Origin of the sequence: Serratia sp. 14-2641 (assembly GCF_001692375.1) — a bacterium.
GTDB classification, from domain to species: Bacteria; Pseudomonadota; Gammaproteobacteria; order Enterobacterales; family Enterobacteriaceae; genus Chania; species Chania fonticola_C.
On sequence record NZ_LXKR01000001.1, the window covers coordinates 537494 to 562180 of the forward strand.

Here is a 24687-nt window from a genome sequence, read left to right on the forward strand (position 1 = left end):
CCCTTATTTCAGCGACAGGGACATGCCCTGCATAAAGTACTTACGGAATAAGATAAACAGCACGACGATCGGGATGGTCTGGAGCACGGCACCGGCGATCACTGGCCCAACATAGACGCCATAGGATTTACTGAAGGTGGCCAACAACACTGACAGCGGCATTTTGCTTTCGTCCTGGATAACGATCAGTGGCCACAGGAAGTTGTCCCAGGTACCGACGAAGGTGAACAGCGCCACGATGGCGATAATTGCCTTGTTCAGCGGCATCATCAGGTAGATCATAATTTGCCACAGACTGGCGTTATCGATCTTGGCTGCATGAATATAGTCGTTAGGCGTACCCTGAAAGCTTTGTGAAATCATAAAGATCCCCCAGGCACTCATCAGGAACGGCACAATCATGGCGCTGTAAGTGTTTAACAGCCCCAACTCTCGTACCAGAACAAATTGCGGGATGATAAACATAAATGCCGGGAACACCATTTGTAAAAACAGTAGGTTTTTAAATAACCGTTGGCCGGTAAACTGCATTTTAGCCAGCGCAAAACCGATAAACATTGAACTGAGGGTAACCGCTACCGTCACCGTAGTAGAAATAAACAACGAGTTAAGCAAGGTTTTTAAAAAGGGTTTCTCTATCCGCCCGGTGCTTTCAAACAGAAAACGATAGTTATCGAGTGAATAAGCCCCTTCAAACATCCCGCTGGTATAAATATCGGCGGTTGGTTTGAAGGAGGAAAGCACCATCCAGATATAAGGGTAAAGCCACGAGAGCGCCAAAAAGAACATAACCAGATGAATAATCAGGCTGTTGATAGATTTTTTCATTTAAACGATTTCCACCTTTCTTTCCAGCAGCTTTCTGACGATCAGGATCAGGGTGAAGCTAATCAGTGCGATAAAAATAGACATGGTGGCTGCCCAGCTGGGTTGCATTTTCATGAATGCGGCCTCATACATCACGATCATCGGCGTCGTGGTGCTGTTTAATGGGCCACCGCCGGTAATCAGATAGGGTTCGGTAAAGATCGCAAAAGAGACCGTAATGGCTAATACCAGCACCATAATCAATTGCGGGTTGATCAGCGGTAATGTGATACGGAACAATCGCTTGAGCGGCCGGGTGTTATCCAGTTCCGCTGCCGAGTAAATTTCTTTGGGGATGCTGTTCAGACCAGAAAAGAGTATCAGCCCGTAATAGCCGACAAACTTCCAGGTCACCACCAGCGAGATGGACAACATGGCGAAGTCCGGGCTGGTGAGCCAGGGCAGAGAAAAGCCGAACCATTCATTCAGAAAGGTGTTCAACGGCCCATTCTGGCTAAAGATCTTGGAGAATACGATGGAATAGGCCACGCCGGAAGAGACGTTGGCTAATAAAAAACTCAGGCCAACAAAGGTTCTGCCATACTTCAATTTCTGTAAGCCAAACGCAAACAGTAGCGAAGAAATGAATACGACCGGCAGGTAGTACATTAAAAAACGCAGTACGTTTAACATCGATTTCCAGAACAACGGATCTTGCAGCACCATAATAAAGTTTTGCACGCCGTTGAACGAAGGAATGCCCACAAAACGCCATTCAGTCAGCGATAACACTGCGAGCCAAACAAAGGGGTACAGCCAGAATATACTGGTATATCCCAGATAGGAGGCCGCCAGAATACCGCCTACATGTTTATCTTTAAGCTTTGGAAAAATCATAACTAACGGCCACCCTCAGATGAAGCATAAAACGAGAAATCAATAAGATGTAGTAATTAGGGCTTTAACAGCGCGTTCACCTCCTGCGCGGATTGCCGCAAAGCTTCATCCGGCGTTACGGTTTTAAACACGGTTTTCTCCAGCATTTGCGTCATACTGCGTTGAATTTCCACCGTTTCACTGCTGGATGCAGGCGGTATTGCCACGTTGACATATTTGGCGTAGGCAGCAGCGTAAGGGTTATCCTGGTAATATTGGGTAAACAGTGGGTTGGTAAGCAAATCCGCTCTGGCCGGTGGCATACCCGTCAGTTCAACCCAGCGCTTATCGAACTTGGGCTGGCTGAACACCCACTGGATAAACTCCCACGCTTCGGGTTTGACCTTGGAATGGCTGAACAGGACCAGCCCTTTACCATCGGCAAAGGTGTAAGGCATTTCCTGTTTATCTTTGACCAGCATCGGGCCAATCTTTATCTGCTTGAGGATTTCCGGATACTGTTGCTGATAGCGGCTGATATCCCAGGGGCCGCGGACTGCGCCCATAACTTTGCCTGTCACCAATGGGTCATCCTGGCCAAAGTCGTAGACCGTCCATTTTTTTTCAAACAGCGTATTTAAGAAACCGATGACGTCGCGCCCAGCCTGGTTGTCATAGGTGGCTTGCTTGTCGGCGATATAAGGCTTACCGCCACTCTGAGCGTAATAGAGGGCGATAAAATCAAACCAGCGGTCCCACCAGTTGCGGCCAGATGTTGCTTGCACCGCATAACGTTGGTTCTCGATGGTATATTTTTCACTGAGGGCGTATACCTCGTCATAGGTTTTCGGGATACCGCTAAAGCCCTGTTCCACTAATAAATCGCCGCGCCACCAGAACAGCACCGGATTCATGTAAATCGGCAGAATGTAATTTTTGCCGTTATAGCCCCAGTTCTTCATGATATCGCCCATCTGCCGGGCATGAATTAAGGATTCATAGCCATCGAGCGAGGAGAGATCGACGATTTGGCCCAAATCAGCCAGCTGAGTACCGAAGCCGGTGAAAATATTCTCCGAAATATCCGGTGCGCGGTCAGAGGCTATGGCGTTCATGATCGCCTCTTCTGAGCTGCCTGCCGCCGGGATGGTGGAAAAGACCACTTTCTTTTTGTCGGCTTGTTGATTCCATTCGCCAACGACTTCGCTCCAGAATGCTTCCTGGACGTTATTTGGTGCGATCCACAGGGTTATTTCCTGTTTTTCATTATCACCCGACACCGCTTTGTCATCACAGCCCGTAAGCACTATGCAACTGGCGGCAATCGCCAGAGAGAGCAGGGTATGGTTGATTTTCTTTAGCATGGCTTGATTACCTGTGAACTATTCGTCAGTAGGAAGAAAGGCTGGTAGGCCAATTTTTAACGTTAAAATAGCAGCGAAGATGCAGGGATTCTGTGAGTGCTCTCACATCTCATTATTTTTATTTTAACGTTAAAATGGTGACGTGCGTTGCAATTTTAACGTTAAAAGTGAGGTAACATACCTTTCCTGGTGGTGAGGACCAATCATTTCCTACGGCGGATTGGGATATAGTATGGGCAACTTGGTAACTTTATCTTCCCGGAGCTTTTGACATGACCACTGGTAAAAAACGCGAAACACTTAAAACCATTGCTGAGGCGCTAAACGTTACGCATACCACCGTCTCGAATGTGTTTAATCGGCCCGAAAAGGTCTCCCCAGAACTGCGAGAGAAAATTTTAGCCTACGCAGAATCCATTAATTACCATGGCCCGACAGGGGCCGGGCGCTTTTTACGTACCGGTAAGAGCGGTACGCTTGGGGTCATTTTTAACGATAATTTGAGTTATGTTTTCTCCGATCGTCATGACATTGCGTTGATGCGTGGCATTGCCGAGGAGTGTGAGAAGAATGGAATTAACATCGCGCTGATGCCACTAAGAGTGAATAACGAATTTAAAAAACGCATGCTAAGCGCCGTCGTCGATGGCTATATTTTAAATGCCACCTATAGCAATGATGAGATTGTGCAGGCGGCATTAACCAGCGGCTTGCCGGTGGTCACCACCGATATCAAACTGCAGGACTTCACCTGTGTTTCCATTGATGACGCTGCCGCTATGAAGGCCATTTGCCAGCATCTGCTGGCGGCTGGGCATAAAAAATTCGGCATTGTTGCTTTCCCGGTGAAAAAGCAAGCAGGCGTGCTGTCATCACTGGCTGAATTCTCCAGCGAATTTGACAACGGCGTCGCCTTTGGGCGTGTTAGCGCATGCATCAAGGCGCTGTCCGATGCCGGTATTGATTTAACCACCAGCCACGTTGTGGAACAACTGCATGACGAAACCGGGGGAGAAGAGGCGGCCAAGGTACTGCTTACCCGCGAACCGGGTATTTCGGCCATCATCTGTCTGTCCGATCGCTTTGCCTTCGGCGTTTACCACTACTGCCAGAGTCAGCATATTACGGTTCCTGGACAGATTGCGATCACCGGGTTTGACGATATTGATATTCAGGATCCACCGATCGCGCTGACCACCATCCGCCAACCTATTGTCGCCAAAGGGCGTCATGCCGCCCGGGCGTTGATTGCGGGGCAAATAACCGAAGATATCTTTCTCGATTATGAACTTATTGTCCGGGATTCGGCATAACCACATGGAAAGGAAATGGAAAAGTTAACCTGTTTTAAAGCTTACGATATTCGGGGCAAGTTGGGTACGGAACTCAATGAAGAGATCGCCTGGCGCATTGGCCGGGCTTACTGCCAGTGGCTAAAGCCACAGAAAGTGGTGGTAGGTGGAGATGCTCGGGCAACTAGTGCCGCTTTGAAGCAGGCGCTGGCAGAAGGGCTGATGAGTGGCGGGGCCGATGTGATTGATATCGGCATGGTGGGCACCGAAGAAGTTTACTTCGCCACCCGCTTTTATGGCGTCGATGGCGGCATTCAGGTTACCGCCAGCCATAATCCGATTGACTACAACGGCATGAAGCTGGTTAAACAGGATTCTCGGCCCGTCAGCGGGGATAACGGACTGTATGATATCCAGCAACTGGCCCATGAAAATCAATTTACGCCGTCAGCCACCCCTGGGCAGCTTTCCGTTCAGTCTAACCGTGAACACTACATTGAGCACTTATTAAGCTACATCAATCCTGGCGTGTTAACGCCGTTGAAGATTGTGGTCAATGCTGGCAACGGCGCAGCGGGCCCGACTCTGGATGCGCTCGAAGCGGCAATGGCAAAACGCCAGCTACCGATCCGCATGATTAAAATCAACCATCAGCCAGATAGCACTTTTCCAAACGGGATCCCAAATCCTATGCTGCCTGAGAACCAGGACGTCACTCGCCAGGCGGTGCTTGAGCACCAGGCGGATTTAGGTATTGCCTGGGATGGGGATTTTGATCGCTGCTTTTTCTTCGATCATCTAGGCAACTTTATTGAAGGTTATTACATTGTCGGCTTACTGGCGGAAACGTTCCTGCGTGCTGACAACAGCGGTATAATCATCCACGACCCTAGACTGGTCTGGAATACCCAAGCGATTGTGCAGGCGCTGAATGGCACCGCGATCGAATCAAAGACGGGCCATGCATTTATCAAAGACACCATGCGCCAGCATGATGCCGTTTACGGTGGCGAAATGAGTGCCCACCACTATTTCCGCAATTTTGGTTACTGTGATAGCGGTATGATCCCCTGGCTGCTGGTGATCGAATTACTGTCGCGCAAGGCAACATCGCTATTTTCCTTGATTGAAGCCAGCAAAGCGCACTTCCCTGTTTCGGGGGAACTAAACTTTACCGTTGAGGATACTGATGCCAGCATCCGGCAAATCAAACAGTTTTATGCCGATAACGTGCTGCGGAGCACGGCAACTGACGGCCTGAGCATGGAGTTTGATCACTGGCGCTTTAACCTGCGCGCCTCCAATACTGAACCCCTGCTACGGTTAAATATTGAAACCCGCGGGGATATTCAGTTGTTGGAGCAAAAAATCACGCAGTTGACCAAACTTATTCAATTTATTACCGATTAGTCATCGCCTGCGGCGATAAAGTTATAGTCAAACGGCTTATTCTTTGGCGTTTATCTTTGCCGTAATTTAACGCCTGTAGATATCATGGTTAATTAAAATTATCCGTGGATAAGCTGAATAGATGACAGCGCAATGTTGGAGCAGATAATGGCGAGCGTTTCTCTCAAAAATGTCGAAAAGTCTTACGGAAATATCAAAACGATTAATAGCGTAAATCTTGAGGTTGCCTCCAGGGAGTTTATTGTGCTGGTCGGCCCTTCTGGTTGCGGAAAGTCTACGTTACTTAGAATGATTGCTGGCCTTGAAGAAGTTAGCGGGGGTGAAATAAAGATAGACAATAAGGACGTTACCCATATGAATGCCGGGGAGCGTGGCGTATCGATGGTGTTCCAGTCTTATGCTCTGTATCCCCATATGACCGTGCGTGAAAATCTGGCGTTTGGCTTGAAAAACATCAAAACACCGAAGCCGGAGATCGCCGCGCGGATCGCCAATGCGTCCGCGATCTTGCAACTTGATAATTACCTGGAACGTTTGCCACAGCACTTATCCGGTGGCCAGCGCCAGCGTGTTGCGATCGGGCGTTCGATAGTCAGCTGCGCTAACGTGTTTTTGTTTGATGAACCGCTATCCAACCTCGATGCCGCGTTGCGTATCCAGATGCGGCAGGAGATCGGCAAACTGCATGACAATCTAGGTAAAACCACCATCTATGTGACCCACGATCAAACGGAAGCCATGACGCTGGCCGATCGAATCGTCATTTTGAACCAGGGAAGAATAGAGCAGGTGGGAACGCCGGAAGAAGTCTATAACCATCCGGCCAATATCTTTGTCGCCGGATTTATTGGTGCGCCGAAAATAAATCTGTTTGCCGTCACCTATGAACATAGCGGCCGGGTGAAAATCAATGGGTACAGCCTTTTTATTCCGCAGCTGGCGAATGCTGATTTGGCAGAAGGCACGGCATTGACATTAGGTATCCGGCCCGAACATTTCTCCTTAACCGATAGTGCCGAGCTCTGCCTGAAGGTGAGAAACGAGCTTACCGAAATGCACGGTGACTCCACGGTGGTATTGCTTGGCTCTAAGCAATACGGCACCTTACAAATGAAGGTTCCTTATCAGCTGAAGCTTGCCACCGGTGAAGAGGTAAGCATCGGTACCTACTGCGAGAATATTCTGGTGTTTGATGAGCACGGTAAGGCGATACGTGACGTTTAGCTAAAAGCAGCGGTGATCCCCGCAGTAGCGCGGGGATCGACGTGCGCTACTTGGCTGCGGCTTCCTCTGCCTTTAGTATTTTGTGTAACTCATCCTTGATATGTAGCTTCTCTTTTTTCAAGCGGACTACCTCGTCAGAGTAGCCGTTGCCTGCCGGTCCTTCTAACCTGGAGATTTGGTGGTCGAGTTGGTTGTGCTTATCAAACAATGACTGGAAGCGGGGGTGGCTTGATTTCAGGTGCGATATTAACTCACGGTATTCTGGAAACATACTCAAGCTCCTTTGAGTCAAACTGTACACTGGAGGGCTTCTCCACTTTCACTGTAACCCAGCGTGGATTTATTTAAAATGGCGCTAGCTAGCAAAAATAGATCCTGCTGTGCAGATTGATGACAGCGTGGCAATGTTGCTGAATGGGGATGGGCGCCGCATACTGCGCCCGCTTAGCTTTCTACGTGATTTTGCCAAATACCCGTGCGTAACGTTGCCGGAGAGAACTCAACGTTTCTGCCGCGCCAGCCCAGTGCCTGGCGAAAACGCCACGCACTGGTGATATCAAACCGCCAGTAGCGCTCGGCACCTTCGACGGCTGCATTTTCTGCCTGCCATAAAATCTGGGTTTTCCCCTGCAAATGCAGAATGTCCCCGTGTGTAAAATCGATAAACAGTAGTGCAGCCCGTGGCTGAGCCAACAGATTACCCAGCGTGTTCATATAGCGGTTACCGCGAAAATCCGGCATCCACAGGGTTTCGCCAGCCAGATGGATGAACCCCGGTTTACCACCGCGATGCGAGATATCCACGCCACCTTGCGCTAAATCACCGTGAGCATAGCTGGCCACAAAGCAGGTATCCGCCTGTTGGATCAACTGCCGGGCCTGATCATCTAACGAACTCAACGGCTCAATGGGTGCGGCAACGCTCGGCTCGGCGAACAGCTCTCGCCGTTGAATGTACTGCGGGCAGTTGCCAAAGCTTTGTTGCACCGCAATCTCCACGCGGTTTTTGTCCGTGCGGATAATGACGCCGTTAACCCGGTTGCGCCTGCGGTTACTGAAATCTAATCCTAATGCGCCGACGGGCTGGCCGGGATAGAGTGCTGCCTGAGCAGGATCGTCCGCACGGCGTGGCGAAACGATCCGCAAATGTGTTTCATCCGGCGATCGCAAAAAACCGGCGGGGCCACTGAACAACGTAGCAACCGGCCACTGCCGCTCATCCAGAGTGGCAACAAACAGGTAGGGCAGATGAGCGAAGAACTCGCGATGTTGCTCAGGCATGGCGGTGTAGATATTCCCGCTCACCGCATCAAAACCGGCCAGATCCTGAGCCAACTGCTCATCGGGGTGAAACATGGAGGGAGACATGTTATTGGCCTACAGCCTGGTCAGGCAGGGGTAACGCAGGCATACGGAAGAACCCGGGCAGAGCGGCAATACGTTCTAACCAGCGCTGGATTGCCGAGAAGGTCTTGAGGGAAAGCCCACCTTCTGGGGCGACCGCCACGTAGCTGTAACAGGCCAGATCGGCAATCGTCGGCAAAGACGTTGCCAAAAACTCGCGTTCTGCCAAGTGTTGCTCTAATTGGGCTAAAAAGCGTGCACTGATGGCTTGTGCAGACTGGTAGTTCTCTGGCGCAGAAAATTGCACCACCATCCGACAGGATGCGGGGCCATAGCGCACCTCTCCGGCCGCTTTGGAAAGCCAGGCTTGCACCTGGGCGGCCGCCAACGGATCTTCTGGCAACCAGTGGCTATCTGGCGCATAGCGTTTCACCAGGTACACCATGATGGCGTTGCTGTCGGTCAATACCTGCCCATCGGCCAGTAATACCGGGATCTGCCCAACGGGATTAAGCCGCAGGAACGCCTCGCTTTGGCGCACCGTTGCTGGGGCTTCGCAATACTCATAAGGCAGCTCGAGCATCCGCAGCAGCAGCTCGACGCGGTGGCAATGGCCAGAGGCCGGGTTGCCGTACAGTTTCAACGTTTGCATAGTGAGTCTCCTTATCTAGTCTTCCTGATCAGAATACTCTTGCGCCAGATGATGGGTATCCGGGAAGATGGCAATTGATAATTTCACTTGGCGGAATAGTCTATGGATCGTTTGGATGAGTTGGCGATTTTTGTGGCGGTGATCCAACAAGGGAGTTTGGCCGGTGCGGCCCGCAAGCTGCGCCGTTCCGCTCCGGCGGTGACCCGAGCTATCGCTTCTTTGGAGCAGCGGTTTGGTGCGCGGTTGGTGGAACGCACGACCCGGCGTCTGGCACCCACGGAGGCCGGGTTGCGCTTAGCCGAACGCGCGCGTGCTCTGTTGCATGACTATCAAGACGCGGTAATGGATACCGCAGAGGCTCAACTGAGCGGGTTGCTGCGTATTACTTCGCCGGTGCAGTTCGGGCGCAAGCACGTGGCACCGATGGTGATGGCTTTTCTCGAACGTTACCCGCAAATCCAGATCGACATGCAGTTAAATGACCGCAATCTGGAGCTGATCGATGAAGGGCTGGACGTGGCGGTGCGCATCGGGCATTTACAAGATTCCTCCAAGGTGGCGCGTAAGCTCGGAGAGGTGACACGCGTCACCGTGGCTAGCCCAGCCTATCTGGCGCAACGCGGGGAGCCGCTGGAACCGGCGCAGTTGAGCGATCATGACACTATTGTCGGCACTCTACGTCCGACGTCAGGAGAATGGCGCTTTGGGCCTAACGAAAACGGTGAGCGAGTACGTTTGACGCCGCGCTTGTTGTTGAACGAGGTGGAAACTCAACTGTTGGCAGTGCGGGCAGGAAAGGGGATTGCCCGGCTACTGTCTTATCAGGTGGCGGACGATCTGGCCAATGGTACGCTGGTGCGGTTGTTGGCCGCCTACGAGCCCCTGCCATTGCCGGTGCAACTGGTGGCGAATAACGTGCAATACATGCCGCTGAAGGTGCGTACCTTTTGGGATTACGCCTATCAGCACCTCAGCCAAATTGCGCAAATACAACCGGCTCGCCCGTAGGGGCGGCGTATGCTGTGCCCACTTATTTCTTTACCATCAATTTATTTTCGAGTTTCATGGATGAAACTTTAAAATAACCTCGAAATGTTTAACCAGTGAAACTTATTGTCCGAAAAAATAAATTTATATCGCCGATCACGCATTGCCGCATCAGCTGTCTTGACAATATTTTAACATGTTGCTAATAGTTAACTCACATCTTAAATAATAAACAAAGTTTAATATATGAAACTTCTAGCGGGCAGTTACGATAACGCTACGACGGTGGCTGATGAAAACGAGATCTTGCTCTCATTCCAATCCCGCAGTCAGCGAGTTTACCAACAGCAACGTCATGAGTTGAATATGGCTTATGGGGATGCGCCGCGTGAAGTTTTTGACTGGCTTTATTCAACTGAAGAATATAAAGGCACGATAATATTTATTCACGGCGGCTATTGGCAATTTTGTGATAAACAGGATTTTGCCTTTATTGCCAGTACGCCATTGTCATTGGGTTTTGATGTGGTGCTGGTGGAATATACCTTGGCACCGGCGGCTAACCTGGCCGATATTTGCCAGCAAATAGGGGCGGCGCTGGATGCCATCGAGCGTCGGCTGAAGCCGCGTGGCGATAAGCCGGTTTATCTCACCGGTCATTCTGCTGGTGGGCATCTGGCGGCGTATTGGCAACACCATCCGCTGGTGCAGGCGGTGTTTCCCATCAGCGGTATTTTTGAGTTGCAGCCGCTACTGGCGAGCTACGTAAACCAGCAGCTAAAGCTGACCACTCAGCAGATAGAGGCCTTAAGCCCGGCGCGTAATATGCCGCCATCTTTGAAACCGATGGTGCTATTTTACGGCGCGGCAGAGCTGCCGGAGCTGATTGGGCAATCGCTATATTATTATTCCGCATTGCGGGAAGAGGGGCTGCCGGTTAGCCGCTATGCTCTCCCCGGTGCTAATCATTACAGCGTGCTGGATGCGGTCTTTGCTGCCGATGGCGCTCTGCACCGTTTCCTGCTTACCGATGGAGAGTACCTTGATGCGCACAGTCATTGAAACCGGCCTGCCAGAGATCGGGCAACCTTTTTCCTGGGCAACCAAAGGTGGCGGGATGTTATTCACCGCCCATGGCCCGGTCCGCCAGGATGGCACTATTGAAACTGGCGACCCGGAAAAACAGATTACGCTGACGTTTGATAATTTAGCTACCACGCTGAAAGCTGCCAATAGCCATAGTGATAATGTATTACAGGTTATTGTTTATCTTACCGATGTTAATGACGTTAAGCTGCTCGATAAAATCTACCAACAGTATTTTAATTATCCGTATCCCAACCGCTCCACGGTGATTGTTGATAAGTTAGTGGTGCCGGGGATGAAAATAGAAATCACCGTTAGCGCTACAGCGTAATTAATTCTCATAAAATAATATTCACCTGCTGATTCATTACATAATGAGTTAAGGATAATCTATGTTCGATCATATTACCCCGTCAACGCCCGATCCAATTATGTCACTGATGGAAGCCTATATGCAGGATGCTAATCCGCAAAAGGTTAACTTGGGTATTGGTCTGTATTACGATCATCAGGGTAATATTCCCCTGATGCAGGCCGTACATATTGCCGAACAGCGATTACTGGAACAACAGCGGCCACATACTTATCCGCCAATCGAAGGTTCTGCACTGTTTGCCCGCCAGATCCAGACGCTGCTGTTTGGTGAACCGGTGGACCGTATTGCCACAGTGCAAAGCGTAGGTGGCTCTGGCGCGCTGAAGCTGGGTGCCGATTTTATTTATCACTATCTGGCGCGCCGCGAAATCTGGGTCTCCGATCCGACCTGGGCCAACCACTGGGCGATCTTCGAAGGGGCTGGCTTGAAGGTGAATACCTACCCGTATTTTGATGATGCGTCTGGTGAACTGCGTTTTGCAGCCATGCTCGACACGCTCTCTGCCTTGCCGGAAGGGGCGGTGGTGCTACTGCATCCTTGCTGCCATAACCCCACCGGTACCGATCTCAGCCCAGCGCAATGGCAAGCGGTGATCGAGGTGGTGCAACGGCGTCGGCTGCTGCCTTTCTTTGACATCGCTTATCAAGGGTTTGGCGACGGGCTGGACGAAGACTGTTTCGCGCTGCGGGCGATGTTGAAAACCGACGTGGATTTTCTGGTCAGCAACTCCTTTTCCAAGAATGTGGCGCTGTATGGCCAGCGTTTAGGGGGGCTATCGGTGCGCTGTGCTACCGCTGAGGCTGCGGTGAACGTGAAGGGCGCATTGAAGACGCTGATCCGTCGCAGTTATTCCTGCCCGCCGACTCACGGTAGCCAGATTGTGGAAACCCTGCTGGCAGACCCGCAGCTATACCAACTGTGGGCCAGTGAGTTGACCACCATGCGTCAACGCATCAAACAGATGCGCGTTGGCCTGGCTGCTGGCCTGGAGCAGGGCGGTACCACGCTGGACTACACCCGCATTCGCGATCAAAAGGGCATGTTCAGCTACACCGGGTTGAATGAACGCCAGCTCGGCCAACTGCGGCAGCAATATTCCATTTATCTGGTGGCGCCCGGCAGGATGTGTCTGCCTGGCCTGAACCAGCAAAACCTGGACTATGTGGCCGCCGCCATCCTTGACGTTACCCGTACCGCATAGAAAAGGTGAGCAACCATGAAAGATGCGAAACGTTTTGACGCTATCGCCCAGCGGCAGGATGGGCTGAAAAAGCACCTGACCGCCGGACAAATGTCGATGCTGGCGATCGGTGGGGCCATCGGTACCGGCCTGTTTCTGGGGAGTGCTTACGCGATCCAGATGGCTGGGCCAAGCGTACTGCTGAGCTATTTTATCGGCGGGGTGATTGCGCTACTGCTGATGGGATGCCTGGCGGAAATGACCTCTGAGCACCCAACCCCAGGATCGTTCGGTGACTATGCCGAGTTCTATCTCAGCCCGTTGTTTGGCTTTCTGGTGCGCTATTCCTATTGGTCTTGCGTGGTGTTGGCGGTGGGCACCGAAGTGACCGCCATCGGCATGTATATGCAGTTCTGGTTCCCAGGCACGCCAATCTGGCCGTGGGTGCTGTTATTCTCGGCGGCGGTGATCGTTGTCAACGTAGTTGGGGTCAAGTCTTTTGGCCAGGTGGAGTACGCCCTCTCTACCGTCAAGGTGGTGGCCATTTCAGCCTTTATCATGATTGGTATCGGTATCCTGGCGTTTTCCGCTAACCCGACCTTCGGCATCCGTAACTTCACCGACAACGGCGGCTTTTTCCCGTTTGGGGTGAAAGGCATGTGGTTTGCGGTGATCGTATCGATATTCAGCTATCTGAGTATTGAGATGATCGCGGTTGCCGCAGGGGAAGCGAAAAACCCGGTGGTTGCCGTGAAAAGCGCGTTTAAAGGCACCATTTTGCGGCTGTTTATCTTCTATATGATGTCGATAGCGCTGATGCTGGCCATCGTGCCGTGGCGGCAGTCTGGCACCGGTGAAAGCCCGTTCCTGGTGGCGATGAACGTGATCCATCTGCCAGCTGCCGCCGGGATCTTTAACTTTGTGGTACTGATTGCGGCACTGTCTGCCATGAACAGCCAGCTGTATATCACCACCCGGATGATGTTTTCGCTGTCCCGTGCCGGGCAGGCTCCGGCGGCGCTGGGGCGGCTTAGCAAACGGGGTATTCCGGTCAACGCGTTGGCGCTCTCCTGCGTGGGGATTATTGTCTCTATCGTGCTGAGTATTGCCGCTCCAGAGAAATCGTTCGCGGTGATGATGTCGATCTCGGTGTACGGTGCCTGTTTCACCTGGTTGATGATCTTTGTTACCCACCTGTTCTTCCGCCGCCAGCATACGCAGACGCATCTCAAGTTTCGCATGTGGGGTTATCCTTACTTTACCTTGGCGGGGGCGTTGCTGATGGCCGGCTTGATGATAACCACGTTGTTCACGGACTTCTTTAGAATGACGCTGTGGTTTGGCATCCCGTTCACCGCGCTGTTGGTAGCCATCTATTTCTACAGTCGACGAGGGCAAGCATCGGTTGCAACTGAAGCACCGGTGCAGGGTATGGAGTAATGTTGCCGGGCTGCGGCCCGGCCAACAACTAAAGCTGGCTTTTGGGAATGATGTGGTCGCCGAAGTTTAGGCGTTGGCGCCCTGGCTCTGGTTCAGTGAGAGGGGCCACTTCTTTCAGGCTGTTTTTGCAGCGTAAGACCAACTCCTGATACTGGAGTGTACCAGTGCGTTTCCAGGCTAATTCCTGTTCGGTCAGCTCGCGGATCACCCTTGCCGGGCTGCCGATCACCAGTTGGTTGGCAGCAATCTCTGCGGCGGCCTTGACGAAGGAACCCGCGCCGACGATGGAGTTCTCACCAATGATCGCACCGTCCATGATGACGGCATTCATGCCGATCATCGCGTTACGGCGCACCCGGCAGCCGTGCAGTATGGCGCTGTGGCCGATATGCCCATCTTGTTCCACCACCGTGTCTTGCTGCGGGAAGCCGTGCATCACGCAGTTATCCTGCACGTTGGCACCGTCTTCGACCACAATGCGTCCAAAGTCGCCGCGCAAGCTGGCATTGGGGCCGATGTAGACGCCTTTGCCGATAATCACGTCGCCAATCAGTACCGCAGTGGGGTGAACATAGCTGCTGGGATCGACCACCGGCGTCAAACCGTCAATCTGATACACGGGCATAGCGCAAACTCCTTAAAATGTAGTGGGATCGCGCGGCAGTCCGCCAAAGCGGCGATAGTAACCGGCACTGGGTGCAGGTAAGGTGCCGATGGAGGTTTCTGCCAAGGCGCTGACATATTCCGTCGCGGCGCGATCCACTCGCTGATAGATATTGATGCACAGGTTGCGGGCTATTTGGCCTTCCCATTGAGCGGGTAACAGGGCATCCGGCAGCAGAGGATCTTTCAACACCACGCGGCGGAAAAAGTGGATTAATAATAGCTTAATCTGAAAGCATCGCAGTGGCGTCAGTTCCTGCTCGTCGGCTTCGCGTAGCAGGGCCATCAACGGGCGGAAGGAGACGATAAACTCATGGTAGTAACCGGCCACCTCGCTTAACGACCAGCAGTTGGCGACCATTTGCCGCAGCGTTTGTTCGGAACGGTTGTAGGGATAGTCGGCACGGAAGTAGATCACCTGTTCACTGGCGTTGAGCTCGCCAAGCAGGGCGGTGACGTCGGTTTGCGCATGGGTAGGGGCGGCCATCAGGTTGTTGGCGATCTGGCCAAAGCCCAGCCAGCCCAGCTCTTTTTTCAGGCGTGCACGCTCGGTTTTTTCCGCACTTTCCAACAGCAGTAGCTCCCACTTGCCATCCCATTGCGGCTGTTCACTGAGGTAGATTTTGGACTCTGCATGGCGAAACTGGCGCATCCCCTGTTCGGTAACACGGTAATAACTGCGCCGCCCAATCTTTTCTACGTCCAGCCAACCCTCTTTTTGCAAACGAAACACTGAGGTACGGACAAAACGATCGCCGAAGCCCAGGGCTTCCAACAGTGCGCTTAAGCTGCCCAGCCAAATCTCACCACCGCGATGGCTCAGTGCATCGCCGTAGAGTGAGATGATCAGCGAGGTGCCGCTGATCGGTTGGGCGCTTAATGCATGGCGGATAAAGTCGTCCAGTTTATGTTCCATATTTTTCCCTGGGTAAGCCTTTGCTGAGACACGACATTAGCATAAACGACGACGGCTTGCCCCTCACCCCAACCCTCTCCCACAGGGAGAGGGAGCTGATAGCCCCTGCTCGTTTGGAGGTAAAGAAGTAATCTAAGCAAACTCGATCGGTCCCCCTACAGGGAGAGCGAGCTGATTGCCCCCGCTCGTTTGGAAGTAAAGAGGTAACCTCCGCAAACGTGATCGCCTCCCAATCTAAGGTGAATCACTCTAATTTCATGCACACTCGATCGGTTCCCTCTCCCTGTGGGAGAGGGTTAGGGTGAGGGGACAAAACTTAACGTGGTCGCAGATCGATCACCCGCTGGGCCTTGCCTTCCGAGCGAGGAATATCGCCACAGTTGGCAATGCTGACGTCGGTGCTGACCCCGACAATCGATTTGATATGGTGACGCAGCTGGTGGCAAATATCGCAACGCTGCTGGTGGTTGAGCGTCAACGCCGACTCTTTCAGCTCCACCCGCACGGCCAAGGTATCCAGATGCCCGGCACGGCTCACCTGCAGCTGATAATGCGGCGACAGATGCTCGAACTGCATAATCTGTTCTTCAACCTGTGAAGGGAATACGTTCACGCCGCGAATGATCAGCATATCGTCGGAACGGCCGGTGATTTTGCCCATCCGGCGCATGTTGCGGGCATCCCCTGGCATTAGGTGGGTTAGGTCGCGCGTGCGATAGCGGATCACCGGTAGAGCCTCTTTGGTCAGCGTGGTGAAAACCAGTTCGCCATGCTCGCCGTCAGTCTGTATCGTACCAGTCTCCGGGTTGATGATCTCCGGCAGGAAGTGGTCTTCCCAGATGGTCGGCCCGCCGCCACTTTCGGCACACTCCATCGCTACGCCTGGCCCCATCACTTCGGAAAGGCCGTAGATATCCAGCGCCTTGATCCCCATGCGTGACTCGATCTCATGACGTAGGGACTCTGTCCAGGGTTCTGCACCGAACACGCCCAAACGCAGGGAGCAGTTGCGCGCATCGCCCCCCATTTTTCGTTCGAGTTCGTCTATCAACGTCAGGCAGTAGGACGGGGTCACCATGATCACGTCGGGTTTGAAATCCAGTATCAGCTGCACCTGCTTCTCCGTCTGGCCGCCGGACACCGGGATCACCGTCGCACCCAGGCGTTCTGCGCCATAGTGCGCACCCAGCCCGCCGGTAAACAGGCCATAACCGTAAGCAACGTGGATTTTGTCTTTGGCCGTGGCACCGGCAGAGCGCAGGCAACGGGCGACAATATCGGCCCAGTTATCGATATCCCGCTGGGTATAACCTACTACCGTTGGGCGGCCTGTGGTGCCAGACGAAGCATGAATGCGTACTACCTGTTCCATCGGCACGGCAAAGGTGTCGAACGGGTAGTTGTCACGCAGATCCTGCTTGGTGGTGTAAGGGAATAACGCCAGATCGCTCAGTTGCTTCAGATCGCTCGGGTGAACGCCGGCCTGATCGAACTTGCGTTGATACATCGGTACGTTGTTGTAGGCATGGTGTAGGGTCCATTGCAGGCGTTCCAGTTGTAATGCTTCGATTTCGTCGCGTGAAGCAAATTCAATCGCGTCGATGGGCCGTGGATTTGTAGTCATCTTTTTAGCCTCGCAGGTGTTAGACACGCTCAATAATCATGGCAATGCCCTGACCGACGCCAATGCACATGGTGCACAGTGCGTAGCGGCCAGCGCGACGTTCCAGCTCAAACAGGGCGGCCAGCGCCAGGCGCGCACCGCTCATGCCCAATGGATGGCCAAGAGCGATGGCACCTCCGTTGGGATTGACCTGTTCGGCATCATCCGGCAGACCAAGCTGGCGCAACACCGCCAACGCCTGTGCGGCGAATGCTTCGTTAAGTTCAATGACGTCCATCTGCGCCAGGCTTAACCCGGCGATTTCCAGAACTTTGCGGGTCGCGGGCAGCGGGCCGATCCCCATCAATCTCGGTTCCACGCCGCAGGTGGCGGTGGCGACAATGCGTGCCCGTGGCGTCAGACCTTGCTGCAAGGCCATGGCTTCGGAAGCGACAATCAGCGCCGCCGCACCGTCGTTGACGCCAGAAGCATTCCCGGCGGTGATACAACCCGGCTGACGGAACGGTGTTTTCAGTTTCTGTAACTGCTCCAGCGTGGTTTCTGCGCGTGGGTGTTCGTCTTCGCTGAACTGAGTAATGACTCCTTTCTTGCCGCTGAGGCTCACCGGAATAATTTCCTGTGCCAGGATCCCCCGCTGTTGTGCCAGGGCGGTGCGCTGCTGGCTGCGTAGAGCAAAGGCATCCTGATCGGCACGGCTGATGCCAAACTGCGCCGCGACGTTTTCGGCGGTTTCCGGCATCGAGTCGGTACCGAAAGCCTTATGCATCAGCGGGTTAACAAACCGCCAACCGATGGTGGTATCAAACATCTGTGCCTGACGGCTAAAGGCGCTGTCCGCCTTGCCCATGACCAGCGGGGCACGGGTCATGGATTCGGCTCCTCCGGCCAGGACCAGGCTGGCTTCTCCGGCCTTGATGCTGCGGGCCGCCATCGCCAACGCATCCAACCCCGAACCGCATAGCCGGTTGATGGTGGTGCCGGAGACGTTTTGTGGCAGTCCGGCCAGCAGCGCCGCCATACGGGCCAGATTGCGGTTGTCTTCCCCTGCCTGATTGGCGCAGCCGAGGATCACGTCATCCACCCGCGACCAGTCCACGTTGGGGTGGCGCTCCAGCAGAGCACGCAGCGGCAGGGCGGCTAAATCGTCGGCCCGCACGTTTGCCAGCGCGCCGCCGTAACGGCCTATCGGCGTGCGGACGCCATCGCAAATAAAGGCCTGATTCATGGCTGCTCTCCTAAAATGCGATGGCCCAACCGATGGGCGCGGCCACGGAACCAGGCAACGGTTTTCCCTAGTTGGTTAACGATCTCAACGTCGTACAACCCGGTGGTTTTACCCTGATGGCGCACTTCAGCGCAGGCGGTTAGACGGTCGCCAGCCAGCGCTGGGCGGATAAAATCGATGGTGCAACCAGAAGCGACCGCCGCCAACCCTTGGCTGTTGCAGGCATAAGCAAAGGCGGTATCCGCGAGGCTGAACAGTTGGCCACCGTGACAGGTCTGGTGGCCATTGAGCATCTGCGGGCCGACAGTCATGCTGACTTTGGCCATGCCAGCATCCACGGCATCAATGCGCATATCCATTGCCTGTGCACAAGTATCTTGGCTAAACATCTGTTCGGCGCAGCGCTGGGCCAGCGCGCGGGGAGTGTTGGCATTCATCAGCATTGGGCTCCTGAATAATTGGCGGCATAACGGCGCAGCAGCGGCATTGGGCGATAGCGGGGTTCTGCGTAATAACGCTGCAGGTTTTCCAGCGTGGTGAGGATCTGTTGCCAGCCGAGCTTGCTGCCCCAGGCCAGCGGACCTTGTGGGTAGTTGACGCCAAACCGCATGGCATCGTCGGTATCGGCGGCGTTGGCCACGCCTTTGTTCACCACGTCCAGGGCTTCATTAGCCAGCATGGCGACGGTGCGCATCACCAGCAGGCCCGGGTAGTCCGGCAGGTGGATCACCTGTTTACCCAGCGATTGCAGCAGGCGGATGACCTTGGCCGTGTGCGGCACCGTGTTCTGCTCGGCGCTGCTGATGGCAATAACGGGGGCGTGCTGATAGTTGACGGACAGGTCGAACAGAACCACGGGCGATCCGATTTCTTCGGCGACTTGGCTTGCTGTTTTACCATTTGTTAACATAAATGTAACTTCATCGATCCGGGCAAACGGACTGGTCTGGCCAGGATGTTTGATCGCCGCCGCATTTCCCGTCAGCAACTGTGCAAACTCGCCGATGGCCGACCAGCCGCCGTGCAACGTGACGGACTGAGGCAAGTCCGCCGTTACCGCGGAAGCAAAAGTTGCTGACGGTACGGTCTGCTCACTTTCATAACGGTAGAAACCCCGGCCACTCTTGCGGCCCAAATGCCCGGCAGCCACCAGTTCCTGTTGCACCAGCGAAGGAGTAAAGCGGCTGTCCTGATAAAAGGCGTGATAGACCGATTCGGTGACGGCATAGTTGACGTCTTGACCGATCAGATCCGTCAGTTGCAGTGGCCCCATGGCGAAGCCACCAGCATCACGCAGTACGGCGTCCAGGGTGGCCGGATCGGCAATCTGTTCTTCCAGAGCGCGTAGGGTTTCACCGTAGAAAGGCCGGGCTACGCGGTTGACGATAAAGCCTGGCGTAGAACGGCACACGACGCTGTGCTTACCCCACTGCTGAGCCAAGGTTTGCAGGCTGCTCAGCGTTTCCGGGCTGGTTTCCAAACCACCGACGATCTCCACCAGTTTCATTAGCGGAGCCGGGTTGAAGAAGTGCAGGCCCGCCATGCGCTGCGGATGCTGCAGCGCACTGGCGATGGCGGTAATAGAGAGTGACGAGGTATTGCTGGCAAACAGCGTATCGCTAGAGCATATCGCCTCCAGATCGCGAAACAGGCTCTGTTTGATCGGCAACTTTTCTGCCACCGCTTCGATCACCAGGCTGCAGTCGGCCAGATCGCTCAACGAACGGGTCAACTGAATATGACCCAGCAGGGTTTCAGTGCTGTGGGCATCGGCTTTACCTGCCTCGACCCGCTTGCGCAGGCGTTGCCCGAGCTGCTCAAGTGCGCGGGAGGCGGCGGGCAGGGCGATATCGAACAGCTTGACCTGATGCCCTGCCGCGGCGGCCACCTGAGCAATGCCGATCCCCATGGTTCCGGCACCAATCACGGCCACCGTTGCGGAGGTGGTTATGGCATTTACCGCCATCTTTTCTCTCATGGTTGTATCCCGTTCAAGACTGCTTCCCGCTGAAGTTCGGTGGGCGTTTGGCGAAGAATGCGCTGACGCCCTCGCGATAGTCGGCACTACGCCCACCCAGGCGTTGCAAATCACGTTCTAAATCGAGCTGCTGGTCGAGCGTATTGCTGGCCGAGCTGTACATGGCCTTTTTGATTAGCCCCAGGCCGTAGGTAGGTTGAGTGGCAAGCTGTTTGGCCATGCTTTGGGTGTGGTCGGCTAGCTCGGTGGCAGCCACGACCTGCCAGATCATTCCCCACTCCAATGCCTGCTGAGCGCTGATTTTGTCCCCCAGCAGCGCCATACCCATGGCTCGCGCATGTCCGGCCAGGCGTGGCAGATACCAACTGCCGCCGGAGTCTGGCACCAGGCCCAGTTTGCAGAAGGATTGGATGAAGCTGGCGTTGTCGGCGGCCACCACGATGTCGCAGGCCATTGCCAGCGCGGCACCCGCTCCGGCAGCAACGCCGTTGACCGCGCAGACAATCGGCTTGGGTAGGGCGCTCAGGCGGCGGATCAGCGGGTTGTAAAAACGTTCTACGGACAGCCCAAGATCCGGGGGAGCCTGATCCACACTCACGTTACGATCGTTCAGGTCCTGCCCGGCGCAGAAGCCGCGCCCGGCACCGGTGATCAGCACGCAACGCACGTTGTCATCGCGCTCGGCTACGGTCAGCGCCTCGCTGAGCTGGTGGTGCATTTCATCGTTAAAGCTGTTGAGCCGATCGGGGCGGTTCAGGGTAATGGTCAACACCCCGGCTTCGATGTGGCTAAGAATTAATGCGTTTTCCATAAATCAGCGCCCTTGATAGTTCGGTGTGCGTTTTTCGAAGAAGGCGGCAATGCCTTCCCGGCGATCTTCGGTAGCGGCCAGAGTGACGAACTGCTGGCGTTCCATCTGCAAGCCTTGGCTGAGGCTGGTTTCCTGTGCCTGTTTTAGTGCCTGTTTGGCCGCGCGCAGCGCCAGCGGTGCCTGTTGGCTGATGCGGTGGGCCAGTTGTTGAGTACGCTCCAGCGTTAATGCGTCGACACAAACCTCGCTTACCAGCCCGGCTTGCAGTGCGCAGCGGGCGTCGATGGCTTCACCGGTCAGCACCATTTGATAGGCGCGGGACTTGCCCACGCTGCGGATCAGGCGTTGGGTACCACCGGCGCCGGGGATCAGGCCTAAAGTGATTTCCGGCAGGCCGAAGCGGGCGCTTTCGCCGCAAAGGGTAATGTCGCAGGCCAGAGCGAGCTCACAGCCAGCACCGAGCGCGTAACCGTTGACCGCCGCCAGCAAGGGTTTGCTGAACTGAGCCAACCGCTGCCATAGCAAAGGGCGGTGATCGAGCTGGGTAGCGGCGACATCCTGCTGCTGTAATTCGCGCAGATCGGCACCGGCAGCGAAGAACCGGGCGGTACCGGCGATCACCACCGCACCGACGTCGGCATCGCTGTCGGCCTGTTCCAGTTGATAAACCAACTGCTCCAGGCAGGCAGTGCTCAACGCATTGCGGGCATCGGGGCGGTGCAGCGTCAGTGTGACCACGCGTTGCTGCTGTTCGCGCAGGATCCAAGGGGTTTCCATCGTCGGCTCCTAAACGTCAAAATCCAGCACCACGCCTTCACCGCGTGGCCAGGACTGGCAGCTCAAGACATAGCCTGCCGCCAGTTGATCCGGCTCCAGGCTGTAGTTGATCGCCATATCCACCTCACCGGCCTTCAGTTTGCATTTGCAGGTGGCGCAGACGCCGCCTTTGCAGGCGTAGGGCAAATCGGCCCCTTGACGTAATGCGGCATCCAGAATGCTGTCATCCTCGCTGCCGACGTCGATTTTGAGGCTGCGGCCATCAAGCCGGATCTCTACCTGAGTCGCGTTGCGGCTGCCTGCATTGGCAAGGCGGGCGACGATGCCGCTGGTGTTGAAACGCTCGCTGTGAATACGCCCGGCTGGCATACCGGCCAGCTCCAGCACGGTATGCGCGTCGTCCATCATCGCTTCCGGGCCGCAGATAAAGGCGTGGTCGAACTCGTTGAAGTCCACCAACGTGTTACCCAGCGCGGTCAGGTGGTCACGATCGATGCGGCCACTGAGCAGCGGGCTGTCGAGATTTTCCTGGCTAAAGAGATACAGCGGCTGGAAGCGCTGTGGATAACGGTTTTTCAGATCCGAGAGGGCTTCTTTAAACATCACCGAGCGGCTGGTGCGGTTGCCATAAATCAGCGTGAACTGGCTGTTGGGTTCCAATTGCAACGTCGCCTTGATGATCGATAGCATCGGCGTGATGCCGGAGCCAGCGGCGATCGCCAGATAGTTGCCCTGGGTTTGTGCCTGCGGCTGATAACCAAAGCGGCCCTGCGGCAGCATCACTTCCAACTCGTCACCCACCTGCAGGCTTTGGTTGATAAACGAAGAGAAACGCCCCTGATGGATCGCCTTGATGCCGATTTGCAATACGCCGTCCTGCGGTGCGCTACAGATGGAATAGCAGCGACGCAGTTCTTCGCCGTTGACCCGCGCCTTGAGCGTCAGGTGCTGGCCGGGGGTATAGCCGTAATGGGATTTCAGTTCGTCCGGGACGCGCAGCGTGATGGCTACGGCGTCCGGCGTTTCGCGCTCGATGGCTGCGACATTCAGGCGATGAAAGACCGTCATGGTTTTCAGTGCTCCTAAATACATTTGAAATAGTCGAACGGTTCCCGGCATTCGCAGCAGCGGTAAAGCGCTTTGCAGGCGGTGGAACCGAACTCGCTGATCTTTTCCGTGTGCTCGCTGCCGCAACGGGGGCACTGCACCGGGCCATGGGCTAAAGGCTTCTCACAGGTTTGCCCCTGCGGTGGCGCCACGCCGTATTCACGCAGGCGTTGGCGAGCGTCCGCATTCATCCAGTCGGTGGTCCAGGCCGGGCTGAGGCTGATGGTGATCTTCACCGGGCTGAAACCCGCCTCGTTCAGCGTCTGTTCAATGGCGTTGAGCAGGTACTCGGTCGCCGGGCAGCCGGAATAGGTTGGGGTAAAGGTGATGTGCCAGCCTGCACCGTCGCGCTCCACGTCACGTACCATGCCCAGATCGGTAATGGACAGTACCGGCAGTTCGGGATCGCTGATCTGCTGTAAGCAGTGCCAGATCTGCGGGATCTCGGCTGGTTGCAGTCGGGTGATATTCATCATTGCCTCTACCAGCTACAGTTCGGGTAAGCGCGTGGCAGAAACTGCATCTCTGCCAGCATCGGGCCGAGGTGTTCAGTGTGCCGCCCTTGCTTACCGCCGTGGCGAAATGCCTGCTCGGTAGGCAGCGCGAGCGTGGCCTGTTGCAGCGTGTCGTTCACCATGACTTGCCACTGTGCCTGCAATTGGCGCGGATCGACGGCAATACCCTGTTCGGCCAGTTGCAGTTCAATCTCATCGGCGTGGAACAGCTCGGCGGTGAAGCGCCACAGATCGTTTAATGACTGTTGGATCTTCTGGTGGCTGATTTCACTGCCGTCACCCAGGCGGATCATCCAGCCGTGGCTGAAGCGCAGGTGATAATCTGCTTCCTTCAGCGATTTGGCGGCAATGGCAGCCAGTTGGCTGTCTTTGCTGCGGCTCAATTCCCGGTGCAGCAGCACGTGGTAGGTATCGAGCAGGAACTGGCGTACCAGCGTGTCGTTAAAGCCGCCGTTGGGCTGTTCTGCCAACAGCAGGTTGTGAAATTCACGTTCGTCGCGGCCAAAGGCCAGGCTGTCTTCGCTGTGTTGCGGGCCGGAAAGCTCGGCGGCATAGGCCAGGAAATTACGTGCCTGACCCAGCAGATCGAGGCCAATATTGGCCAGTGCCAGGTCGATCTCCAGCTCAGGAGCATGGCCACACCAAGCGCACAGGCGCTGTGCCAGAATGAGCGGTGTATCGCCCAAGCGCAGGGCATAGCTGATTGTTGCTGCGTTATTCATCGTCATGGCCTGCCTCTACATGTTCTTGATGCCGTCGGGGATGGTGTAGAACGTGGGATGACGGTAGATTTTATCGTCGGAAGGATCGAAGAATGCCGCCCGATCCTCCGCTTGAGAGGCGATCAGGTGGCAGGATTGCACCACCCAGATCGAACAGCCCTCACTGCGGCGGGTGTAGGCATCGCGGGCGTTTTCCAGCGCCATCTGATCGTCTGCTGCATGCAGGCTGCCCACGTGACGATGGGCCAAACCCTGCTTGCTGCGGATAAACACTTCATACAACGGCCATTCGGCGTGAGTCATTTTTCTCT

Annotated in this window: 26 protein-coding genes; 8 read left to right on the forward strand and 18 right to left on the reverse strand. The window is 54.8% G+C overall.

The genetic code is table 11. The features are described 5' to 3' along the window. Nucleotides 1-3: 3 nt before the first annotated feature. Genes A6U95_RS30485 through A6U95_RS02480 form a run of 3 tightly spaced genes read right to left on the reverse strand, consistent with a single transcriptional unit; the run spans nt 4 to nt 3047 of the window. Entirely contained in the window at nt 4-828 is an 825-nt protein-coding gene (locus A6U95_RS30485; RefSeq protein WP_065683318.1) for a carbohydrate ABC transporter permease, read from the reverse strand. Beyond that, complete coding sequence (locus tag A6U95_RS30490; RefSeq protein ID WP_065683319.1) at nt 829-1704, reverse strand: sugar ABC transporter permease; 876 nt, start codon at nt 1702-1704, stop codon at nt 829-831. Between the two features lie 56 nt (nt 1705-1760). Then, nucleotides 1761-3047, reverse strand: a complete 1287-nt coding sequence (locus tag A6U95_RS02480; protein ID WP_065683320.1) for an ABC transporter substrate-binding protein — start codon at nt 3045-3047, stop codon at nt 1761-1763. 272 nt (nt 3048-3319) lie between these two features. Between A6U95_RS02480 and A6U95_RS02485 the strand changes: the two genes are divergently transcribed. The 3 genes from A6U95_RS02485 to ugpC all read left to right on the forward strand — a co-directional run bounded on the left by A6U95_RS02485 (nt 3320) and on the right by ugpC (nt 6973). Beyond that, entirely contained in the window at nt 3320-4360 is a 1041-nt protein-coding gene (locus A6U95_RS02485) for a LacI family DNA-binding transcriptional regulator (RefSeq protein ID WP_065683321.1), read from the forward strand. 15 nt (nt 4361-4375) lie between these two features. Further along, nucleotides 4376-5749, forward strand: coding sequence for a phosphomannomutase/phosphoglucomutase (locus A6U95_RS02490; RefSeq protein ID WP_065683322.1), 1374 nt, complete (start codon nt 4376-4378; stop codon nt 5747-5749). Between the two features lie 147 nt (nt 5750-5896). After that, a complete protein-coding gene (gene ugpC / locus A6U95_RS02495) occupies nt 5897-6973 on the forward strand; it encodes a sn-glycerol-3-phosphate ABC transporter ATP-binding protein UgpC (protein WP_065683323.1) in 1077 nt (358 codons plus the stop codon). A 46-nt stretch (nt 6974-7019) separates the two neighbouring features. On the opposite strand, the gene A6U95_RS02500 is transcribed toward ugpC, so the two are convergent. From A6U95_RS02500 to A6U95_RS02510, 3 genes are all read right to left on the reverse strand, one after another. Beyond that, on the reverse strand, nt 7020-7244 hold the full coding sequence (locus tag A6U95_RS02500) for a YdcH family protein (protein ID WP_021180872.1): 225 nt from the start codon (nt 7242-7244) through the stop codon (nt 7020-7022). A 173-nt stretch (nt 7245-7417) separates the two neighbouring features. Further along, entirely contained in the window at nt 7418-8341 is a 924-nt protein-coding gene (locus A6U95_RS02505) for a pyridoxamine 5'-phosphate oxidase family protein (RefSeq protein WP_065683324.1), read from the reverse strand. 1 nt (nt 8342) lies between these two features. Beyond that, nucleotides 8343-8969, reverse strand: coding sequence for a glutathione S-transferase (locus A6U95_RS02510; protein ID WP_065683325.1), 627 nt, complete (start codon nt 8967-8969; stop codon nt 8343-8345). A 102-nt stretch (nt 8970-9071) separates the two neighbouring features. On the opposite strand from A6U95_RS02510, the gene A6U95_RS02515 reads away from it, so the two are divergent. The 5 genes from A6U95_RS02515 to A6U95_RS02535 all read left to right on the forward strand — a co-directional run bounded on the left by A6U95_RS02515 (nt 9072) and on the right by A6U95_RS02535 (nt 14038). Next, nucleotides 9072-9977 carry a LysR family transcriptional regulator gene (locus A6U95_RS02515; RefSeq protein ID WP_065683326.1) on the forward strand — a complete coding sequence of 302 codons (906 nt, stop codon included), beginning with the start codon at nt 9072-9074 and terminating at the stop codon, nt 9975-9977. Between the two features lie 225 nt (nt 9978-10202). Beyond that, the gene (locus A6U95_RS02520; RefSeq protein ID WP_065683327.1) at nt 10203-11018 is read left to right on the forward strand and encodes an alpha/beta hydrolase; all 816 of its coding nucleotides are present in this window, start codon (nt 10203-10205) and stop codon (nt 11016-11018) included. Then, nucleotides 11002-11373 (forward strand): RidA family protein, encoded by a 372-nt coding sequence (locus A6U95_RS02525; RefSeq protein WP_021805760.1) that lies wholly within the window; start codon nt 11002-11004, stop codon nt 11371-11373. Before A6U95_RS02520 ends, A6U95_RS02525 begins: the two co-directional genes overlap by 17 nt. Nucleotides 11374-11434: 61 nt before the next feature. Beyond that, nucleotides 11435-12619 (forward strand): amino acid aminotransferase, encoded by a 1185-nt coding sequence (locus tag A6U95_RS02530; protein WP_065683328.1) that lies wholly within the window; start codon nt 11435-11437, stop codon nt 12617-12619. Nucleotides 12620-12634: 15 nt separating this feature from the next. After that, on the forward strand, nt 12635-14038 hold the full coding sequence (locus A6U95_RS02535; protein WP_065683329.1) for an amino acid permease: 1404 nt from the start codon (nt 12635-12637) through the stop codon (nt 14036-14038). A 28-nt stretch (nt 14039-14066) separates the two neighbouring features. Here the strand turns inward: A6U95_RS02535 and paaY are convergent, their stop codons facing one another. The 12 genes from paaY to paaB all read right to left on the reverse strand — a co-directional run bounded on the left by paaY (nt 14067) and on the right by paaB (nt 24679). After that, complete coding sequence (gene paaY / locus A6U95_RS02540; protein ID WP_065683330.1) at nt 14067-14663, reverse strand: phenylacetic acid degradation protein PaaY; 597 nt, start codon at nt 14661-14663, stop codon at nt 14067-14069. Between the two features lie 12 nt (nt 14664-14675). Further along, complete coding sequence (gene paaX, locus A6U95_RS02545; RefSeq protein ID WP_065683331.1) at nt 14676-15617, reverse strand: phenylacetic acid degradation operon negative regulatory protein PaaX; 942 nt, start codon at nt 15615-15617, stop codon at nt 14676-14678. A gap of 316 nt (nt 15618-15933) precedes the next feature. After that, nucleotides 15934-17241, reverse strand: coding sequence for a phenylacetate--CoA ligase PaaK (gene paaK / locus A6U95_RS02550; protein WP_065683332.1), 1308 nt, complete (start codon nt 17239-17241; stop codon nt 15934-15936). A 19-nt stretch (nt 17242-17260) separates the two neighbouring features. Continuing rightward, nucleotides 17261-18466, reverse strand: a complete 1206-nt coding sequence (gene pcaF, locus A6U95_RS02555; protein ID WP_065683333.1) for a 3-oxoadipyl-CoA thiolase — start codon at nt 18464-18466, stop codon at nt 17261-17263. Next, nucleotides 18463-18903 carry a hydroxyphenylacetyl-CoA thioesterase PaaI gene (gene paaI / locus A6U95_RS02560; RefSeq protein WP_065683385.1) on the reverse strand — a complete coding sequence of 147 codons (441 nt, stop codon included), beginning with the start codon at nt 18901-18903 and terminating at the stop codon, nt 18463-18465. Before paaI ends, pcaF begins: the two co-directional genes overlap by 4 nt. After that, nucleotides 18903-20444 (reverse strand): 3-hydroxyacyl-CoA dehydrogenase, encoded by a 1542-nt coding sequence (locus tag A6U95_RS02565; protein ID WP_241810607.1) that lies wholly within the window; start codon nt 20442-20444, stop codon nt 18903-18905. The genes paaI and A6U95_RS02565 overlap by 1 nt, the downstream gene beginning before the upstream one ends. Before the next feature lie 13 nt (nt 20445-20457). Further along, the gene (gene paaG, locus A6U95_RS02570; RefSeq protein ID WP_065683335.1) at nt 20458-21255 is read right to left on the reverse strand and encodes a 2-(1,2-epoxy-1,2-dihydrophenyl)acetyl-CoA isomerase PaaG; all 798 of its coding nucleotides are present in this window, start codon (nt 21253-21255) and stop codon (nt 20458-20460) included. Between the two features lie 3 nt (nt 21256-21258). Then, nucleotides 21259-22032, reverse strand: a complete 774-nt coding sequence (paaF, locus tag A6U95_RS02575; protein ID WP_065683336.1) for a 2,3-dehydroadipyl-CoA hydratase PaaF — start codon at nt 22030-22032, stop codon at nt 21259-21261. Nucleotides 22033-22041: 9 nt separating this feature from the next. After that, nucleotides 22042-23100, reverse strand: coding sequence for a 1,2-phenylacetyl-CoA epoxidase subunit PaaE (paaE, locus tag A6U95_RS02580; protein WP_065683337.1), 1059 nt, complete (start codon nt 23098-23100; stop codon nt 22042-22044). 14 nt (nt 23101-23114) lie between these two features. Next, on the reverse strand, nt 23115-23612 hold the full coding sequence (gene paaD / locus A6U95_RS02585) for a 1,2-phenylacetyl-CoA epoxidase subunit PaaD (RefSeq protein ID WP_065683386.1): 498 nt from the start codon (nt 23610-23612) through the stop codon (nt 23115-23117). 8 nt (nt 23613-23620) lie between these two features. Continuing rightward, nucleotides 23621-24382, reverse strand: coding sequence for a 1,2-phenylacetyl-CoA epoxidase subunit PaaC (paaC, locus tag A6U95_RS02590; protein WP_065683338.1), 762 nt, complete (start codon nt 24380-24382; stop codon nt 23621-23623). A gap of 9 nt (nt 24383-24391) precedes the next feature. Then, the gene (gene paaB, locus A6U95_RS02595) at nt 24392-24679 is read right to left on the reverse strand and encodes a 1,2-phenylacetyl-CoA epoxidase subunit PaaB (RefSeq protein ID WP_021180891.1); all 288 of its coding nucleotides are present in this window, start codon (nt 24677-24679) and stop codon (nt 24392-24394) included. Nucleotides 24680-24687: the final 8 nt, after the last annotated feature.

What these genes read in the sequence shown, in the direction of transcription:
- A6U95_RS02485 (WP_065683321.1), top strand. Translation starts at nt 3,320, where the DNA reads ATGACCACTGGTAAAAAACGCGAAACACTTAAAACCATTGCTGAGGCG.
- paaE (WP_065683337.1), bottom strand. Translation starts at nt 23,100, where the DNA reads ATGACGGTCTTTCATCGCCTGAATGTCGCAGCCATCGAGCGCGAAACG.
- A6U95_RS02525 (WP_021805760.1), top strand. Translation starts at nt 11,002, where the DNA reads ATGCGCACAGTCATTGAAACCGGCCTGCCAGAGATCGGGCAACCTTTT.
- paaK (WP_065683332.1), bottom strand. Translation starts at nt 17,241, where the DNA reads ATGACTACAAATCCACGGCCCATCGACGCGATTGAATTTGCTTCACGC.
- paaI (WP_065683385.1), bottom strand. Translation starts at nt 18,903, where the DNA reads ATGAATGCCAACACTCCCCGCGCGCTGGCCCAGCGCTGCGCCGAACAG.
- paaX (WP_065683331.1), bottom strand. Translation starts at nt 15,617, where the DNA reads ATGGAACATAAACTGGACGACTTTATCCGCCATGCATTAAGCGCCCAA.
- A6U95_RS30490 (WP_065683319.1), bottom strand. Translation starts at nt 1,704, where the DNA reads ATGATTTTTCCAAAGCTTAAAGATAAACATGTAGGCGGTATTCTGGCG.
- A6U95_RS02505 (WP_065683324.1), bottom strand. Translation starts at nt 8,341, where the DNA reads ATGTCTCCCTCCATGTTTCACCCCGATGAGCAGTTGGCTCAGGATCTG.
- A6U95_RS02515 (WP_065683326.1), top strand. Translation starts at nt 9,072, where the DNA reads ATGGATCGTTTGGATGAGTTGGCGATTTTTGTGGCGGTGATCCAACAA.
- paaY (WP_065683330.1), bottom strand. Translation starts at nt 14,663, where the DNA reads ATGCCCGTGTATCAGATTGACGGTTTGACGCCGGTGGTCGATCCCAGC.
- paaD (WP_065683386.1), bottom strand. Translation starts at nt 23,612, where the DNA reads ATGAATATCACCCGACTGCAACCAGCCGAGATCCCGCAGATCTGGCAC.
- A6U95_RS02565 (WP_241810607.1), bottom strand. Translation starts at nt 20,444, where the DNA reads ATGAGAGAAAAGATGGCGGTAAATGCCATAACCACCTCCGCAACGGTG.
- paaB (WP_021180891.1), bottom strand. Translation starts at nt 24,679, where the DNA reads ATGACTCACGCCGAATGGCCGTTGTATGAAGTGTTTATCCGCAGCAAG.
- paaG (WP_065683335.1), bottom strand. Translation starts at nt 21,255, where the DNA reads ATGGAAAACGCATTAATTCTTAGCCACATCGAAGCCGGGGTGTTGACC.
- A6U95_RS30485 (WP_065683318.1), bottom strand. Translation starts at nt 828, where the DNA reads ATGAAAAAATCTATCAACAGCCTGATTATTCATCTGGTTATGTTCTTT.
- A6U95_RS02500 (WP_021180872.1), bottom strand. Translation starts at nt 7,244, where the DNA reads ATGTTTCCAGAATACCGTGAGTTAATATCGCACCTGAAATCAAGCCAC.
- A6U95_RS02490 (WP_065683322.1), top strand. Translation starts at nt 4,376, where the DNA reads ATGGAAAAGTTAACCTGTTTTAAAGCTTACGATATTCGGGGCAAGTTG.
- A6U95_RS02535 (WP_065683329.1), top strand. Translation starts at nt 12,635, where the DNA reads ATGAAAGATGCGAAACGTTTTGACGCTATCGCCCAGCGGCAGGATGGG.
- pcaF (WP_065683333.1), bottom strand. Translation starts at nt 18,466, where the DNA reads ATGAATCAGGCCTTTATTTGCGATGGCGTCCGCACGCCGATAGGCCGT.
- paaF (WP_065683336.1), bottom strand. Translation starts at nt 22,032, where the DNA reads ATGGAAACCCCTTGGATCCTGCGCGAACAGCAGCAACGCGTGGTCACA.
- A6U95_RS02530 (WP_065683328.1), top strand. Translation starts at nt 11,435, where the DNA reads ATGTTCGATCATATTACCCCGTCAACGCCCGATCCAATTATGTCACTG.
- A6U95_RS02520 (WP_065683327.1), top strand. Translation starts at nt 10,203, where the DNA reads ATGAAACTTCTAGCGGGCAGTTACGATAACGCTACGACGGTGGCTGAT.
- A6U95_RS02510 (WP_065683325.1), bottom strand. Translation starts at nt 8,969, where the DNA reads ATGCAAACGTTGAAACTGTACGGCAACCCGGCCTCTGGCCATTGCCAC.
- A6U95_RS02480 (WP_065683320.1), bottom strand. Translation starts at nt 3,047, where the DNA reads ATGCTAAAGAAAATCAACCATACCCTGCTCTCTCTGGCGATTGCCGCC.
- paaC (WP_065683338.1), bottom strand. Translation starts at nt 24,382, where the DNA reads ATGACGATGAATAACGCAGCAACAATCAGCTATGCCCTGCGCTTGGGC.
- ugpC (WP_065683323.1), top strand. Translation starts at nt 5,897, where the DNA reads ATGGCGAGCGTTTCTCTCAAAAATGTCGAAAAGTCTTACGGAAATATC.